This is a genomic window from Arthrobacter sp. ISL-65 (assembly GCF_018613795.1).
In the GTDB taxonomy this organism is placed as follows: domain Bacteria; phylum Actinomycetota; class Actinomycetes; order Actinomycetales; family Micrococcaceae; genus Arthrobacter.
The window spans coordinates 37,993-53,842 of record NZ_JAGGPN010000022.1; the positions used below are offsets into that span (position 1 = coordinate 37,993).

A 15,850-nucleotide genomic window follows, 5' to 3' on the forward strand; every position below is an offset into this window, starting at 1 on the left:
ATTAGCTAATGCCGGGCAATTAGTTGCCGGTCAGCTTCTCGCGCAGAGCGGCAAGTGCCTCGTCCGAAGCAAGCGTGCCTGCACCGGAATCGGTGGCAGCCGGCTCGGAGGAGTAGCTGGTGGTGCCGGAGTCGCTCTCACCGGACGTTGCAGCTGCAGCGTCGTCGGCGGCGTGCTGGGTAACCTGCTTCTTGTGTGCTTCCCAGCGGGTCTGGGCGTCAGCGTACTGCTGCTCCCAGGCGGCGCGCTGGTTCTCGTAGCCTTCAAGCCACTCGTTGGACTCCGGGTCGAAGCCCTCCGGGTACTTGTAGTTGCCCTCTTCGTCGTACTCTGCGGCCATGCCGTACAGAGCGGGATCGAACTCGGTGCTGTCGGCGTCAACGCCCTCGTTAGCCTGCTTGAGGGAGAGGGAGATGCGGCGGCGCTCGAGGTCGATGTCGATGACCTTGACGAACAGTTCGTCGCCAACGGAGACAACCTGCTCAGCCAGCTCAACGTGGCGGACAGCCAGTTCGGAGATGTGAACGAGGCCTTCGATGCCGTCTTCGACGCGGACGAACGCACCGAACGGAACGAGCTTGGTGACCTTACCCGGAACAACCTGGCCGAGGGCGTGGGTGCGGGCGAAGGTCTGCCACGGATCTTCCTGCGTAGCCTTGAGCGACAGGGAGACACGCTCGCGGTCCAGATCCACTTCGAGGACCTCGACGGTGACTTCCTGGCCAACCTCGACAACCTCGGACGGGTGGTCGATGTGCTTCCAGGACAGCTCGGAAACGTGAACCAGGCCGTCTACGCCGCCCAGGTCCACGAAGGCACCGAAGTTGACGATGGAGGAAACGACGCCGGGACGGACCTGGCCCTTTTCCAGCTTGTTGAGGAACGTGGAGCGGACCTCGGACTGGGTCTGCTCGAGCCATGCACGGCGGGACAGCACAACGTTGTTGCGGTTCTTGTCCAGCTCGATGATCTTGGCTTCGATCTGCTGACCGATGTACGGAGCCAGGTCGCGCACACGGCGCATCTCGACGAGGGATGCGGGCAGGAAGCCGCGCAGACCGATGTCGAGGATAAGACCACCCTTGACAACCTCGATGACGGTACCGGTGACAACACCGTCTTCTTCCTTGACCTTCTCGATGTCGCCCCAGGCACGCTCGTACTGAGCACGCTTCTTGGAGAGGATCAGGCGGCCTTCTTTGTCTTCCTTGGTGAGCACCAGGGCTTCGACCTGATCGCCAACGGAGACGACGTCTCCGGGGTCAACGTCGTGCTTGATGGAAAGCTCGCGGGAGGGAATGACACCTTCGGTCTTGTAACCGATGTCGAGCAGAACTTCGTCGCGGTCGACCTTGACGACGGTACCTTCGACGAGGTCTCCGTCGTTGAAGTACTTGATAGTGGCGTCGACAGCTGCGAGGAAGTCCTCAGCGGTACCGATGTCGTTGATCGCGACTACGGGGGTACCGGGCTTCTCGGTGGAGGTGATGGTCATGTAGTAGGGGCTCCGTTGTGGATAGTTAGTCGGTCAGGCAAACCGCCGCGCCTGCGTTATGGAACGCAGGCGCAGGTGCGGGCACTCCGCAGGGAAGTGCCTGGTCATCCTGATTTTGTGGATTAAAAAGCGTGCACGTAGTACACGCCCGTTTATTCTAGTGGCAAGCGCCAACCGGGGTCAAAGCGCTAGAAGTGTGTCAGGCAGTGCGGCGGACGTTCGACGGCGAACATGCGGGCGGCGCGGAACGCCGCGCCCGGCGTGTGCTCCAGAATGCGGCCCGACGCCGCCAGGGTCACCGGGCTGACCCCGCCGAGGTAGATCGCGGACAGCGCCGCGACATCCAGCTCGAGGTCCGGCGCGCCGCTGCCTCCGGCCGTGACCGCTGCGCCGCTGCCGTCAACGTCCAAGGTGAAGGTGCCGCCGGTCAGGCCAAGGGAGTCGGCGACTTTCAACACCAGCCGCCCGTCGGCCGGGTAGTGGCGGGCTTCCAGGGCCTGCTTCGCGTCGAGGATCCGCAGCCAGAGCATGTCCCGCGCCGCCGAGGCCTCCACGCAGCGGGCGTCCTCGAGGGCCCACCGCAGCGGGTCGTCCACCGGCGCTTCCTCCCAGGTGACGCGTTCCACCAGGTCGATGGCGGCAAGGTACTGCCATAGCTCGAGGTACGCCGCTCCGGTTGCCGCGACCAGATCCACGACTTCCATGGTGTACGGAGTACTGGACCAGCCGGCGAACCTGTAGGAGACGTAGCCGTCCACGTCTCCGCCGGGCCCGTAGTGCAGCGCCACCTTGACCTTCGGGTCCTCGCCCCCGTCGCGGCTAACGGACCCGGAAGCGAACTGCCGGTAGAACTCATGCCGGCCGATGGATCCGGGCGTGATGCGGTGCAGGCGGCCGAAGACTTCGGGGGCCAGCTCCAGCAGAACCCTGGGGTCGGCCACCTCGACGCTGCCCACCGGAGTGTGGTTGAGCCTGAAGCGCGCCGTGGTATCCACCTTCACGGACTGCTCGGACGTTGCCACGCCAAACCCGAACCGGCCATAGATCGAGGCCTCGGACGCCGTGAGGGCTGCCATCGCAAGGCCTTCCTCCCGGGCCAGGGCGAGGTCCTCCCCCATCATGCGGCGCAGCAGGCCGCGGCGCCGGTGCGAGGTGCGGACCGTCACGGCGGTCACCAGCCGGGCGTCCAGCAACCGGCCAAAACCGATGTTCAGTGTCTTGGTCATGGTCCCGAAGGTGGCAACGGGCACGTCGGCTCCGAGCGAGTGACAGGCAACCGTTCCTGCCTGGTACACGCCGGTCATGACGCGCCGGTCCGTGCGCTGCAGCTCAATGCTCTTGTCCACGCGCTCGTCGCTGCGGCGGGCATCGTGGAACCCGAAGGCTACCGCCTGCATCCACGCAACCGACTCCGCATACGCAGGATCATCCTTGGCCGCCGCTTGGAACCGGCGGATTTCATAGTCCACGCTCAGATTAGACACAACGCCGAGCCTAGCCAATGGTCCCGCCGGCCCGCCATAGGAAACGCCGCCCGCCCGCCACCGGCACGCTGAAGTGCCGGCGGCGGGACGGGAAACACGGGCGACTCAAGCCGGGGTGGCTAGTGGCCGGCGTCGTACCAGCTGGTGCCGACGCCGATCTGGACTTCCAGCGGAACGCTGAGTTCCGCAGCGGCGGCCATCTGCTCCGTGACGAGCTTTTCGACTGCCTCCCGTTCGCCGTTGGCCACTTCCAGCACCAGTTCGTCGTGGACCTGCAGCAGCATGCGTGACTTGAGGCCCTGTGCGGCCAGTTCCGCGTGCACGCCCAGCATGGCGCGCTTGATGATGTCCGCCGCGGAGCCCTGGATTGGCGAGTTCAGGGCGATGCGTTCGGCGTTCTCCCGCAGCTGCCGGTCCGTGCTGGTGAGGTCCGGCAGGTAGCGGCGCCGGCCCTCGATCGTGGCGGTGAAGCCGTCCACCCTTGCCTGGTCCACCACGCCGCGGAGGTAGTCCCGCACGGCACCGAACCGGTCGAAATAGTCCTTCATGAGGTTCCTGGCCTCGTCCACCGAGATCTCAAGCTGCTTGGACAGCCCGAAGGACGTCAGCCCGTAGGCCAGGCCGTAGGACATGGCCTTGACCTTGGAGCGCATCGCGCTGGTGACCTCCGCCGGCGGCACGTGGAAGATGGACGAGCCGACGAAGCGGTGCAGGTCCTCCCCCTCGCGGTAGGCCTCGATCAGGCCGGCGTCCCCGGACAGGTGCGCCATGATGCGCATCTCGATCTGCGAGTAGTCCGCGGACAGCAGGCACTCGTAGCCGTCGCTGACCACGAAGATGCCGCGCACGCGGCGGCCCTCCTCGCTGCGGATCGGGATGTTCTGCAGGTTGGGGTTGTTGGACGAGATGCGCCCGGTGGCGGCCACGTTCTGTGCGTAGGTGGTGTGGATGCGCCCGTCCTCCGCCACAGACTTCTTCAGCGTTTCCACCATCTGCCGCAGCTTCGCCGACTCACGGTGGGCCATGAGCTGGACCAGGAATTCATGCCCGGTCTTCTCCAGCAGGTTCTTCAGCGATGCGGCGTCCGTGGTGTAGCCGGACTTGATCTTCTTGGTCTTGGGCAGTTGCAGCTCCTCGAAGAGGACCGTCTGCAGCTGCTTCGGCGAACCGAGGTTCACCTCGTGGCCGATTGCGGCGAACGCCCGTTCCTGGGCGTCGTCGATCACCCTGGCCAGATCCGCCAGCTGTTCGTCCATCAGCTCCATGGAGACGGCGATGCCGGTCCTCTCCATGTCAGCGAGCACGCGGGCCACCGGCAGCTCCAGCGTGGCCAGCAGGTCCTCGGCCTTGCGGTCCTTCAGTTCCGATTCGAAGAACCGGCTCAGTTTATGGACCACGGCGGCAACCTGGACCAGCGCGCCGGACACCGCGGCGTTGTCGTCGTCGAACGACAGCTCCAGCTGGCCGGCCTTGGCGGCCTCGGGCGTGATGTGGATGTTCAGGTGGAACTGGGCCAGTTCTGCCAGTTCATAGGTGCGGCGGTCGGGCTGGATGAGGTAGCCGGAAATGGAGGTGTCATCCACCACGCCCTCCAGGTCAAAGCCACGGTTGGCCAGCGCCTTCAGCGCCGCCTTGTAGCCGTGCATCACCTTCGGGGATTCCCCGTCCCGGAGCCACTGGGCCAGCACGTTTTCCGCGTCGGCGTCCAGCGCGGTGAGGTCCACGTAGGCGGCGGCATCGTCCCGCACGATGGCGACGGCATCCGCGTCCTCGCCGATCCGGCCCTGCAGCACATCCACAGCGAGGGCGGGCCGGTGTCCTGCCCCTGCCGCGAGGAAGGCCCCGAGCGCATCCGAGTCCGTGATCATGGCGAAGTCCCTGGTCTCCAGGGGCTCGCGCTCCGGCGCAGGCGCCTCGCTCGCGTACAGATCAAAGAGCCGGGTGCGGATGGTCTTGAATTCGAGCTCGTCGAAGAGCTCCTCGACAGCCTTCTGGTCCGGCCGCGGATCAGCCAGCTCGTCCAGCGTCACCGGGAGGTCAAGGTCGGTGTGGAGCTGGTTCAGCTTGCGGTTGCGCTTGACCGCGTCCACGTTGTCCCGCAGCGCGTCCCCCACCTTCCCGCCGATGGCATCGAGGTGTTCCAGCACGCCTTCGAGGCCGCCGTAGAGATTGATCCACTTGGCGGCCGTCTTGGGTCCGACACCGGGGACGCCCGGCAGGTTGTCAGCGGTCTCCCCCACCAGGGCGGCGAGGTCCGAATACCGGGAGGGGCTGACGAAGTACTTCGCCTCGATGGCGGCGGCGTCCATGCGCGGGATGTCGCTGACGCCCTTCCTCGGGTAAAGCACGAACACGTTGTCCGTGATGAGCTGGAAGGCGTCACGGTCGCCGGACACGAGCAGGACCTCGTAACCGGCCTTTTCCCCCATGGCTGCGAGCGTGGCCAGGATGTCGTCCGCCTCGTAACCGGGCATCTTGATGGTCTTGATGCCCCACGCGCCCATGACCTGGTCGATGAGGTCGATCTGGCCGCTCATTTCGCGGGGCGTCTCGTTGCGGCCGCCCTTGTAGTCGCTGTACTCGGCCTTGCGGTGGGTGGTGTCGTCCGAGACGTCGAAGGCGACCGCGACGTGGGTGGGCTTTTGTTCCTTGATCAGGTTGATGAGCATGGACGTGAAGCCGTGGATCGCGTTGGTGTGCTGGCCCCGGGCGGTGGAGAACTTGTCGGCCGGGAGGGCAAAGAAGGCCCGGAAGGCCATGGAGTGCCCGTCCAGCACCAGAAGCCGGGGCTGCTCCGTCAGGGGAACTACGGGGGCCTCGGTGGCCGACACCGACGGGGCGTCAGGCGAGGACACCGCGATGTCCTGAAGGGTCTGGGTTGTGGACGGAATTGGGGCCGGTTTGGTTGTTTCACTCACAGGTGCCAGCCTAGTTGCCATGATGGACAATTTCACGCCCAGCCCTGCCGGTGAGGCCAGTCCCACAGAGGCAAGCGCGGCGGCGGAAGCACGCTCTGCCGTCGAAACGCCTGCCGCGGTTGAGGCGCCCGACGCGGTGGAAGCCGCGGCCGAAGCCGACTTCAGGGAAGAGCTGTCTGAGGCGGGCGTCCCCGAACACCTGCACGACTGGCTCGCCGAGTACGGCATCGGCGCCCTCGTGGTGAAGATGGGGATCCGGTTCCTGGAGATGAGCCCTGAACGGTGCGTTGCCACGATGCCGGTGGAGGGGAACACGCAGGTGGCCGGGATCCTGCACGGCGGCGCGCACGTGGTGCTGGCCGAGACCCTGGGATCGTTTGCCGCCGGGATGCACGCCGGTCCCGGCCGCCAGGCGCTGGGCATCGAGGTCGGCGCCACGCACCACCGTGCCGTTTCGGCGGGCACGGTGACCGGAACGTGCACGGCCATCCACCTGGGCCGCACGCTGACCACGCACGAAATCGTGATGACCGACGAGCAGGGGCGCCGGCTGTCCACGGCGCGCATCACCAACCTCATCCGTGACATCGGCCGGTAGGCCGTCCGCTGAGCAGCGCCGGTAGCGGCAGAAGAAGCTAGCGCCCGGGCCAGCGGTACCGGAGCTCCACGATCCCCCGCCCCTGGGGACGCGCCTCCTGCAACTCAAGTGGCGCCGTCGGGCCCTGGACGAGGGGAAGCAGCCGCTTTCCCGCGCCGAGCACCACGGGAATGATCGATACGATCAGCTCGTCCAGAAGGCCGGCGCCGGCGAACTGGGCGGCGAGGTCGCCGCCGCCCACGACCCAGATGTTTTTGCCGGCGGTGTCGCGCCAGAGGTCGTCAATGAATTCGGTCACCTCGCCGCGGACGAACGTGATGTCGGCCCCCGGTGGGGCGCTGAACTCGTGGTGCGTGAAGATCCAGCAGGGTGTGCCGGGGTAGGGCCAGTTGCCGGGTTCGTGCTCCATCAGCCACTCGTAGGTGGTCCCGCCCATGACGATGCAGCCGACGCCGGACATGAAGGCGTCGTAGCTTTCCTTGCCGCCTTCGAAGCCGTCGAACTGCAGCAGCCAGGCAAGATCGTCGTCTGCCGTGGCAATGAAGCCGTCGAGGGAGGACGCAACGTAATACTGGACACTGGCCATGGGCCCAGCCTAGCCACTCCGGTTCAGCGTTCCCAGAGCGGCACAGGGCGGCGCCGTTCCACAGGCGGTCCGTCGCCGGACGGGCCCGGTTAGCCGCTGAAGTACGGAATGATCAGGTAAAGCCCGAACAGCACGGCGATGCCACTTAGCCCGAAGCATGCATAGGCGAGGTACCGGACCCATCCGGGCGCAGCCACCTGGCGGTCACCGGCGATGGCCGTAAGCCGAACGCCGAGGGAATAGAGGACCACAAGGGTCACAGCGGCTACCAGCGTGGCGCCGGCTACGGTGAGGAGTTCCAACCACTTCATCGCTGCGGGTCCTTCGGGTTGTTCTTGGCGCGCTCGGCGGCGCGTGCCCTGGCGAGGGCCTTCTTCTTGGCCCAGCGGACTGCCTGCCCGGCCTCTTCGACCTCCACGGCGTTGTGATGGCCCACCTCGGATTTTCGGGATACCAGGAACATGTACAGCACGGCCCCGGTGCCGGCGACGGCTGCGATCACCACACCGACGATCCCGGTCTTGACCAGCAGCGCCGTCAAGGCACCAACGATGCCGGCGGCCGGCAGCGTGAAGAGCCAGCCGAGGGCGATCCGTCCCACCATGCCCCAGCGAACGGTCGTGCCCCGGCGGCCCATGCCGGAGCCGATCACGGATCCGGAGGCCACCTGCGTGGTGGACAGGGCAAAGCCCAGGTGCGAGGACGCAAGAATGGCGGACGCGGTGCTCGATTCGGCCGCAAAGCCCTGGGCGGGCTTCACCTCGGTGAGTCCGGCACCCATGGTCCTGATGATTCGCCAGCCACCGGCGTAGGTTCCGATGGCAATGGCCAACGCGCAGGCCGCGATCACCCAGAGCTGCGGACCCGAACCGGGCTCCTGCGTTCCGGCCGAGATCAGCACAAGGGTGATAATGCCCATGGTCTTCTGGGCGTCGTTCGTACCGTGGGCCAGCGCCACCAGGCTGGACGTGAAGATCTGGCCGGTCCGGAAGCCGCCGCGCTTCTGCGTAAGCTTGCTGCCCGTCTCCGGATCATGCCGTGACGTGAGTGCGTAGGCGATGCGGGTGCAGATGTAGGCCACAAGTCCGGCAATGACGGGGGCGAAGACAGCGGGAAGAATGACTTTTTGCAGCAGTGTTTCCAGATTGACGGAGTGGAAGCCGATGCCGGCGATCGCCGCGCCGATTAGACCTCCGAAGAGCGCATGGGATGAGCTGGACGGCAGACCCTTCAGCCACGTGATCATGTTCCACAGGACGGCGCCCATGAGGCCGGCGAAAATTATGTCCGGAGTGATCTGTATTCCGCCGGACCCTTCGCGGATGATACCGCCCGAGACCGTTTTGGCAACTTCCGTGGACAGAAAGGCGCCAACCAGGTTCAGGACCGCGGCTAGTGCAACCGCAGTCTTGGGCTTGATGGCACCGGTGGCAATGGGCGTGGCCATCGCGTTTGCGGTGTCATGGAACCCGTTCGTGAAGTCGAAAAATAGTGCCAGCGCAATGACCAGCGCCACCATGAAGGTGATGTCCACCTGTTGCCCAATCTGCAGAGTCTACGTACAGCAGTTCCACTTCCCCTGCCTGCACTGCACAGCATAGTTCACCCGCTGTTTAAGAAAACGTCTGGGGGTGGGGTAGCGGAGTTGCAGAGCGGGCTTGAAACCTTATCGATGGTACGCGTCCTGCAGACGAGGTCAAACCTGCAAGGCCCAGACTCTGTCACACCTGCCGGTCCGGGGGCCGGGAGAAGGCGCGGATGGCCTCCAGATGACGCGGCGACAGTCCGGTCCGGGGGTCCGGCGAGACCAGCAAGGCACGGCGGCCAAGGATCCGCGCCCAAGCCTGGGCACGGCCCTCGAAGGCGAGCTGGTCGTCCACCCAGATGATCCGCTCCGGCGTGTTCCTGCCCACATCCGCCTGGATGGCTTCCAGCTTCCACCATTCCGCGCCGCTTCCCGCCCCGTCCGCGGTAAGCACCGGCCACGAGCTTCCCTCCAGTCCGGTGACCGGGCAGAGTACGGCGGGCGCCAGCTCCTCCCAGCTGGTGAGCCAGACGCAGCGGAGTCCGGGCCGCAGTGACAGCCGGTTCAGGGCCGCCACCAGCTCCGCCGCGTAGGCAACTTCCAGCATCCCGGCGTAGGCGTAACGCCAGGCCGAGCCCCACGGCGTAGTGCCCGTGGGGCCGAACGGGCAGACCACGCCGTCGACATCCAGGTAGAGGGTCACCCTGTTCCCGGTGCCTCCACTCAGCGCGGTGTCTTCATTCCGCGCGGCATTTCCCACGGCATTCCTCCAACGCCTGCAACCGGCGCTGAACCTAACGCTACGGAACGCCCGCAGGGCGGGGCAATGCCCCCAGACTCCAGGCTCTGCTAGGACGCCGCTGCGCTACAGCGCCGCCCGGTTACGCCGGAACCTTCGCCCCCACGGTCGACGCCGGCACGGCAGCGGCGGGCACGCCGTCGCCGTCCTGGCCGTACAGCCAGTCGTTGTACTGGAAGTCGTTGTCCTTCCGGCTCTTGAAGAGCAGGTTGCGCAGGGTGCGTGCCAGCCCCGAGACGTGCCAGGTCTCGCCCCAGATCCGCGCGGTGCGCTGGACCCGGGCGGTGCGGCCTGCGCGGAGGTTGTTGAATTCCTGGATTGCATCGTCCCAGGCTGCCGGGTTGACGCCGTCCGGGGTGAACACAGTGCCGTTGCTGACGTCCTGCAGCGCGGCTGCGTCCTCCAGAGCCTGGCAGGCCCCCTGGGCGAGGTACTGGAGCATCGGATGCGCCGCGTCGCCCATCAGCACCATCCGGCCGGCGACCCAGCTTTCGATCGGGTCGCGGTCGTACATGGGCCAGCGCATGCTGGTACCCAGGTTCTTCAGCGCTTCCTGGACGGCGGGGACGCAATCCTTGTACGCGGCCTCCAGCTCGTCCACTCCCCCGTACTGCTCTTCGCCGCGTTCGAAGGAGGGTGATTTGAAGACGGCCACAGTGTTCAGCAGCTCGCCTTTGCGCAGCGGATACTGCACGAGGTGGCAGTCCGGTCCGAGGTAGACGATAACGTCCTCCAGGTCGGCCTTGGGAGTATTTTCGGTGATCGGCACGGTGCCGCGGTAGGCAACGTAGGCCGATGAGACCGGTTCGTCGCTGGCCACGAGCGGACGCAGGGTGGACTTGAGTCCGTCGGCACCGATCACGACGTCGGCCTCGTAGTCCACGCCGGCGGCGGTGTGGGCCACGCCGCGGCCGTTCACGGTTTCAACGCTCTCGACCATGACGTCGTTGACAAGCTTGACCCCCGCCGCCTCACAGCCTTCGAGGAGGACCCGGTGCAGATCGCTGCGGTGGATCACGACGTACGGCGCACCGTAGCGTTCGGCGAATTCCCCGCCAAGGGACTGCCGGGTGAGTTCCTCGCCGGTGACGGCATCGCGGAACACCAGGTGCTTGGGCTGGACACCTATCTCAAGCGCCTTTTCCAGCAGGCCCCAGCGCCGGAGGACGCGGGCGGCGTTGGGGGCCATCTGCAGCCCCGCGCCGACCTCACCGAATTCAGGGGCCCGCTCCACGAGGGTGACGTTGGCGCCGTTTTCACGCAGCGCGAGGGCGCCGGCCAATCCGGCCATTCCCCCTCCGATGACGAGGACATCGGTGGACGAGGCGTGCTCAGACATTGTTTGCTCCTGTTGGTGAGGGGGAAATTGAGAGTTTTGACTTGAGTTTGAGACCGACGGCGGCCAGCAGGACCGCGGCGATGGCGGCTGCACGGGCGAAGGCCAGGAAATTGGAATTGACGCCCAAACCGGCGGCAAGCAGTAGGCCGCCCACCTGCGGTGCGGCGACGGCGCCGATCCGGCCCGTCCCCAGAGCCCAGCCCAGCGCGGTCCCCCGCAGATGCCCGGGATAGTGGCTCGCGACGGCGGCGATGATGAGGCACTGCGTGCCATGCGTGCCGACGCCGGCAAGGACCAGCATGCAGTAGACGACGCCGACGGGGGGCCCGGTCACGAGGACCACGAGCGCTCCGGCAGCGACGGCGGCAGCGGCGATCGCCGTCGGAACCGGACCGAAGCGGGTCCCGGCCCAGGCCGTGATGACCGAGCCGGCCACCGCCCCGAGATTGAGGGCCAGGGCGAAAGTCAGGGCGGAGCCCAGGTTGTAACCGGCCAGTTGCATGAGGTTGGGCAGCCAGGTGCCCAACCCGTACCAGGCAAAGAGCGTGGCAATCGTGGCCACGGCGAACAGCACGCTGGCTCCCAGGTAGGGGGCACGGAGCAGCGATTTGAAGCCGGATGGTTCCTTGACCGTGCCGCCACTGCCGGCTGCCTTTCCGGTCGCGTTGCGGGCCGCCTTGGCTGCGGCAACATCCATGGCGCTTAGCGGGGCCAGCGTCTCCGGAAGGTATTTCAGGCCGAGCGGCACCACGACTACCAGGGCAAGCACGGCCACCAGGAACATTGACTCCCAGCCGAAGGCGGGGATTATCTGAATGCCGACGAGGGCTGCGATGGATCCGCCGATCGGGACGCCGGACATCATCAGGGTGGCGACTGTGGACCGCCATTTGGCGGGCACCAGCTCGGCAACGAGGGCGTTCGCTGACGGCACCAGGCCGCCGAGCCCGATGCCGGCGAGGAGCCGCAGGGATCCGAAGGCGGCGGCATTGGGAGCGAAGGCACAAAGGATGGTGAAGATCGAGAAAATGATGGCGCAACCCAGGATGGTGCGGCGGCGACCCCAGGAGTCGGCCATTCGGCCGGCAAAGATCGCCCCGATCATCATGCCGACGAAGGCCATGGATCCGATGGTTCCGGCGGTGGCCTTGCTCAGTCCCCAGCCGGTCTCGGAGATCAGGGAGGACTGGACGGTGCCGTAGACGATGAGGTCGTAACCGTCGAAGACCACCAGGAGCCAGCAGACGAGAACAGCCGCTGCCGAGCTTTTGGAGAACCTCGGTGGGGGCTCATTCGCGGCAGTGCGGGCGGGAGCCCCCTGGGAGGACCCGTGCGGCGCTGCGGCGGGAAGTGTGTGATTCATCCCACTACTGTCAGCGCCATGGCAGGGCAGCCGCCATAGAATTCTGATGTGCAGAACATCTCATCATCCCATTCGTCCCGGAAGCCGGTGCAGAAGCGGCCCACCTATTCCATCGAGGCAGTGGACAACGCGCTGCAACTCCTGCAGCTGCTCCGGGACGGTGGCGCGCTGAGGCTCAAGGACGCAGCCGGGGAGCTGGGGGTGGCCCCGTCCACTGCCCACCGGCTCCTGGCGATGCTGGTCTACCGGGGGTTCGCCGTGCAGGATGAAAACCGCCGCTACGTGCCGGGTCCTGCAATGGGGGTCGGGCCTGCCGGGCTGAGCTGGACCAGGCTGCTCCGCGGGCTCGCCCAGCCGCACATGGAGCTGCTGTCCGCGCAACTCAACGAGACCGTCAACCTCATGGTCCGGGTGGGCACGAAGGTGCGGTTCCTGGCCACGGTGGAGGGAAACAACGTGTTGCGGGTTGGTGACCGGCAGGGGACGGTGATGCCGGCCAATAAGACCTCCGGAGGCAAAGCCATGCTCGCCGAACTTGAAACCCCGATGATCGAACAGCTCTTCCGCAGCAACAATGCCGAAATTGGCGGGGACACGATTCCCGCGGCGGACTACCCGGTGTTCCTGCGCGAGCTTGAATCCATCCGCAGCAACGGTTTCGCGGCTAACTTTGAGGGCACGGAGGAGGGCGTGAGCGCCCTCGGCATCGCCCTGCACAACCGGCACGGCCAGGTGGTCGGAGCGCTCAGCGTCGCCACTCCCGCGACGCGGTTCCGCAGGTTGTTCGACGCCGGACTCGTGCCCGCCCTGCGGGAAACCTGCCGGCAGCTGGAGATCGATATCGCGGCCAATCCGGCCGAGCCGGACTGAGGCCCCGGAAGTCCGGACCCAGTCGTCCCACACTAACAATTCTGACCAGCAGAATATGCTGGGGATCACATAGCTCCATCCGTAGGGTCGAACTACGCCAACGAACTGTTCTGACCTATCGAGGAGGCCCGCGTGACCATCAGCGCCGAGAACACGACCCATGAATCAGTGGCCGCCGCCCATGAGGCCCCGGAACCGACACCGGAGGAGGCCGTGCAACTGGAGCAGCTGTACCGCGACTTCGAGCAGGAGAACCTCATCCCGCTCTGGACCGAGATCGGTGACCTGATGCCGATGGTTCCTTCGCCCAAAGCCCGGCCCCATGTGTGGCGCTGGGACGACCTCTACCCCTTGGCTGCCCGCGCCGGTGACCTGGTTCCCGTAGGGCGGGGCGGTGAGCGGCGGGCCATAGCCCTCGCCAACCCGGGGCTGGGTGGCACGCCCTATGCGACACCGACGCTCTGGGCGGCCATCCAGTACCTGGGTGCCCGCGAGACCGCACCGGAGCACCGCCACTCGCAGAACGCCTTCCGGTTCGTCGTCGAAGGCGAAGGCGTCTGGACCGTAGTGAACGGGGACCCGGTGGCGATGCGCCGCGGTGACTTCCTGCTGACGCCCGGCTGGAACTTCCACGGCCACCACAACGACACCGACCAGCCGATGGCGTGGATCGACGGCCTGGACATCCCGTTCGTGCACTACGCCGACGCCGGGTTCTTCGAATTCGGAACCGAGCGTGTCACCGACGAGGCCACCCCGGACATCTCCCGCTCCGAGCGGCTCTGGGCCCACCCCGGGCTGCGCCCGCTCTCCGGCTTGGACAACACCACCAACTCCCCCATCGCCGCTTACCGGTGGGAACACACCGACCGGGCACTGCGCGAGCAGCTGCTGTTGGAGGATGAGGGCCACCCGGCCACCGTCAGCCAGGGCCACGCCGCGATCCGCTACACCAACCCCACCACCGGCGGGGACGTGATGCCCACCATCCGCGCCGAGTTCCACCGGCTCCGCGCCGGCGCCACTACCGAAGCCGTCCGCGAGGTCGGCTCCAGCGTGTGGCAGGTCTTCGAAGGCACCGGCAGCGTGCTGCTCAACGGCGAACGCAAGGAACTCGCCAAGGGCGACCTGTTCGTGGTCCCGTCCTGGACCGAGTGGTCCCTGCAGGCGGAAACAGAATTCGATCTGTTCCGCTTCAGCGACGCCCCCATTTTCGAACGCCTGAACTTCAACCGCACTTACACCGAAGGACGCAAGAACGCATGAGACTCCTCACCCTCCGCCTCTCCAATGGGGAAAAAACAGAAACCGTGGCTGTCCGCCAGGACGGCGAGACCCTGATCGAGATCGACGGCTTCACCGACGTCGGCGAACTCCTCCGCAGCGAAGACTGGGAGACCACGGCTCGGGCGGCCAACGGCGCAACCCACGCGCTCGACGGCGCCGACCTCGCCGCCGTCGTGCCCTCCCCGGGGAAAATCATCTGCGTGGGCCACAACTACCGCAACCACATCAAGGAGATGGGCCGGGAAATCCCGGAGCACCCCACCCTGTTCGCCAAGTACACCGAATCCCTGATCGGCCCGAATGATGACCTTGCGCTGCCGCAGGAATCCGACACCGTGGACTGGGAAGCCGAACTCGCCGTCGTCATCGGCAAGAAGGGCCGGCGGATCAGCGAAGCAGACGCCGCGAGCCACATCGCCGGCTACTCCGTCCTGAACGACGTCAGCATGCGCGACTACCAGTTCCGCACCATCCAGTGGCTACAGGGCAAGACCTGGGAAAAATCCACCCCATTCGGCCCCGCCCTGGTCACTCAGGACGAGTTCAGCGCCGGGCCGCTGATGACCTCGGCCGTGGACGGCGAGATCCAGCAGAGCACCCCCACCGGCGACCTCGTGTTCACGCCCGAATTCCTGGTCTCCTACATCTCCACCATCATCACGCTGAACCCCGGAGACGTGATCGCCACCGGCACCCCCGGCGGTGTGGGCCACGCGCAGGACCCCAAGCGCTACCTGCAGGAAGGCCAGGTCTTGGTCACCACCATCGAAGGTTTAGGCCGGCTGAGCAACCGCGTGGTCAAGGAAGCCTGATGGCAACCCGCCACGACCTCGCCACCGACCCGGGCCTGCAGGAAGAACTCCTGCAGGCCCGGCGGGGCACTGCATTCTTCGCCCGCAAACTTAACGAACTCAGCGACGGCGAGCTCGACGGCGGCTCCCTCCTTCCGGACTGGACGCGCCGGCACGTCGTGGCCCACGTCGGCTACAACGCACGGGCCATCGCCCGGCTGGTGGAGTGGGCGGCCACCGGGGTCGAAACGCCCATGTACCCCTCGGTGGCGGTTCGGGACCACGAAATCAACTTCGGCGCCACCCTGTCCCCGATCGCATTGCGGAACCTCTTCGACCACTCCGCCGTGCACCTCAGCGTCGAATGGCGCGACCTGCCGGACCGGGACTGGGCCAACGAAGTCAAGACCATCCAGGGCCGCACCGTCCCGGCCTCCGAAACCGTCTGGATGCGCACCCGCGAAGTCTGGATCCACGCCGTCGACCTCGGAAACGGTGCCAGCTTCGCCGACATCCCCGCGCCCGTCCTGGAACGGCTGCTGCGGGACATCACCTCGGCCTGGCACACCCGCGGCACAGATGCCGGGCTGGCGGTCAGGGTGACGGGCACGGACCTGGTGTTTGGCGATATTGCTGCGGAGGATCCCGTCACTGTCGGCGGCCCGCTCGCCGGCGTGGCTGCCTGGGCCGCCGGACGGACAGCCGAAGCGGGCTGCTCCGGCGTCACCGCGGCCCGCGGGGCAGACGTTCTGTCCGACGTTCCTCCTGCCCCGAAGTGGATCTGAGGGCGGCCAA

General features: G+C 66.5%; 14 protein-coding genes. 5 read left to right on the plus strand and 9 right to left on the minus strand.

What is annotated here, in order from left to right; all coding sequences use genetic code 11:
- Window positions 1-19: 19 nt before the first annotated feature.
- The 3 genes from rpsA to polA form a co-directional block, all read right to left on the minus strand.
- Window positions 20-1,495, minus strand: coding sequence for a 30S ribosomal protein S1 (rpsA, locus tag J7I85_RS10570; RefSeq protein WP_214851478.1), 1,476 nt, complete (start codon window positions 1,493-1,495; stop codon window positions 20-22).
- 188 nt (window positions 1,496-1,683) lie between these two features.
- Window positions 1,684-2,970: a GNAT family N-acetyltransferase gene (locus J7I85_RS10575; protein WP_214851631.1), complete on the minus strand. Its 1,287-nt coding sequence runs from the start codon at window positions 2,968-2,970 to the stop codon at window positions 1,684-1,686.
- A 128-nt stretch (window positions 2,971-3,098) separates the two neighbouring features.
- Window positions 3,099-5,738, minus strand: a complete 2,640-nt coding sequence (gene polA, locus J7I85_RS10580) for a DNA polymerase I (RefSeq protein ID WP_251024217.1) — start codon at window positions 5,736-5,738, stop codon at window positions 3,099-3,101.
- Window positions 5,739-5,916: 178 nt separating this feature from the next.
- On the opposite strand from polA, the gene J7I85_RS10585 reads away from it, so the two are divergent.
- Window positions 5,917-6,495 (plus strand): hotdog fold thioesterase, encoded by a 579-nt coding sequence (locus J7I85_RS10585; protein WP_308159449.1) that lies wholly within the window; start codon window positions 5,917-5,919, stop codon window positions 6,493-6,495.
- Between the two features lie 37 nt (window positions 6,496-6,532).
- On the opposite strand, the gene J7I85_RS10590 is transcribed toward J7I85_RS10585, so the two are convergent.
- The 6 genes from J7I85_RS10590 to J7I85_RS10615 all read right to left on the minus strand — a co-directional run bounded on the left by J7I85_RS10590 (window position 6,533) and on the right by J7I85_RS10615 (window position 12,107).
- Window positions 6,533-7,081, minus strand: coding sequence for a dihydrofolate reductase family protein (locus J7I85_RS10590; protein WP_214851482.1), 549 nt, complete (start codon window positions 7,079-7,081; stop codon window positions 6,533-6,535).
- 89 nt (window positions 7,082-7,170) lie between these two features.
- Entirely contained in the window at window positions 7,171-7,392 is a 222-nt protein-coding gene (locus J7I85_RS10595) for a hypothetical protein (protein ID WP_214851484.1), read from the minus strand.
- Complete coding sequence (locus J7I85_RS10600) at window positions 7,389-8,615, minus strand: inorganic phosphate transporter (RefSeq protein ID WP_214851486.1); 1,227 nt, start codon at window positions 8,613-8,615, stop codon at window positions 7,389-7,391. The genes J7I85_RS10595 and J7I85_RS10600 overlap by 4 nt, the downstream gene beginning before the upstream one ends.
- A gap of 187 nt (window positions 8,616-8,802) precedes the next feature.
- The gene (locus J7I85_RS10605; RefSeq protein WP_308159450.1) at window positions 8,803-9,366 is read right to left on the minus strand and encodes an HAD domain-containing protein; all 564 of its coding nucleotides are present in this window, start codon (window positions 9,364-9,366) and stop codon (window positions 8,803-8,805) included.
- Window positions 9,367-9,487: 121 nt separating this feature from the next.
- Window positions 9,488-10,744 carry an FAD-dependent oxidoreductase gene (locus J7I85_RS10610; protein WP_214851496.1) on the minus strand — a complete coding sequence of 419 codons (1,257 nt, stop codon included), beginning with the start codon at window positions 10,742-10,744 and terminating at the stop codon, window positions 9,488-9,490.
- Window positions 10,737-12,107 carry an aromatic acid/H+ symport family MFS transporter gene (locus J7I85_RS10615; protein WP_214851498.1) on the minus strand — a complete coding sequence of 457 codons (1,371 nt, stop codon included), beginning with the start codon at window positions 12,105-12,107 and terminating at the stop codon, window positions 10,737-10,739. The genes J7I85_RS10610 and J7I85_RS10615 overlap by 8 nt, the downstream gene beginning before the upstream one ends.
- A 48-nt stretch (window positions 12,108-12,155) precedes the next feature.
- On the opposite strand from J7I85_RS10615, the gene J7I85_RS25725 reads away from it, so the two are divergent.
- The 4 genes from J7I85_RS25725 (at window position 12,156) to J7I85_RS10635 (ending at window position 15,840) form a co-directional block, all read left to right on the plus strand.
- The gene (locus tag J7I85_RS25725) at window positions 12,156-12,977 is read left to right on the plus strand and encodes an IclR family transcriptional regulator (RefSeq protein WP_214851500.1); all 822 of its coding nucleotides are present in this window, start codon (window positions 12,156-12,158) and stop codon (window positions 12,975-12,977) included.
- A gap of 132 nt (window positions 12,978-13,109) precedes the next feature.
- Window positions 13,110-14,243 carry a cupin domain-containing protein gene (locus J7I85_RS10625; protein ID WP_214851508.1) on the plus strand — a complete coding sequence of 378 codons (1,134 nt, stop codon included), beginning with the start codon at window positions 13,110-13,112 and terminating at the stop codon, window positions 14,241-14,243.
- Entirely contained in the window at window positions 14,240-15,076 is an 837-nt protein-coding gene (locus J7I85_RS10630) for a fumarylacetoacetate hydrolase family protein (RefSeq protein WP_214851510.1), read from the plus strand. The genes J7I85_RS10625 and J7I85_RS10630 overlap by 4 nt, the downstream gene beginning before the upstream one ends.
- On the plus strand, window positions 15,076-15,840 hold the full coding sequence (locus J7I85_RS10635; RefSeq protein ID WP_214851512.1) for a maleylpyruvate isomerase family mycothiol-dependent enzyme: 765 nt from the start codon (window positions 15,076-15,078) through the stop codon (window positions 15,838-15,840). The genes J7I85_RS10630 and J7I85_RS10635 overlap by 1 nt, the downstream gene beginning before the upstream one ends.
- Window positions 15,841-15,850: the final 10 nt, after the last annotated feature.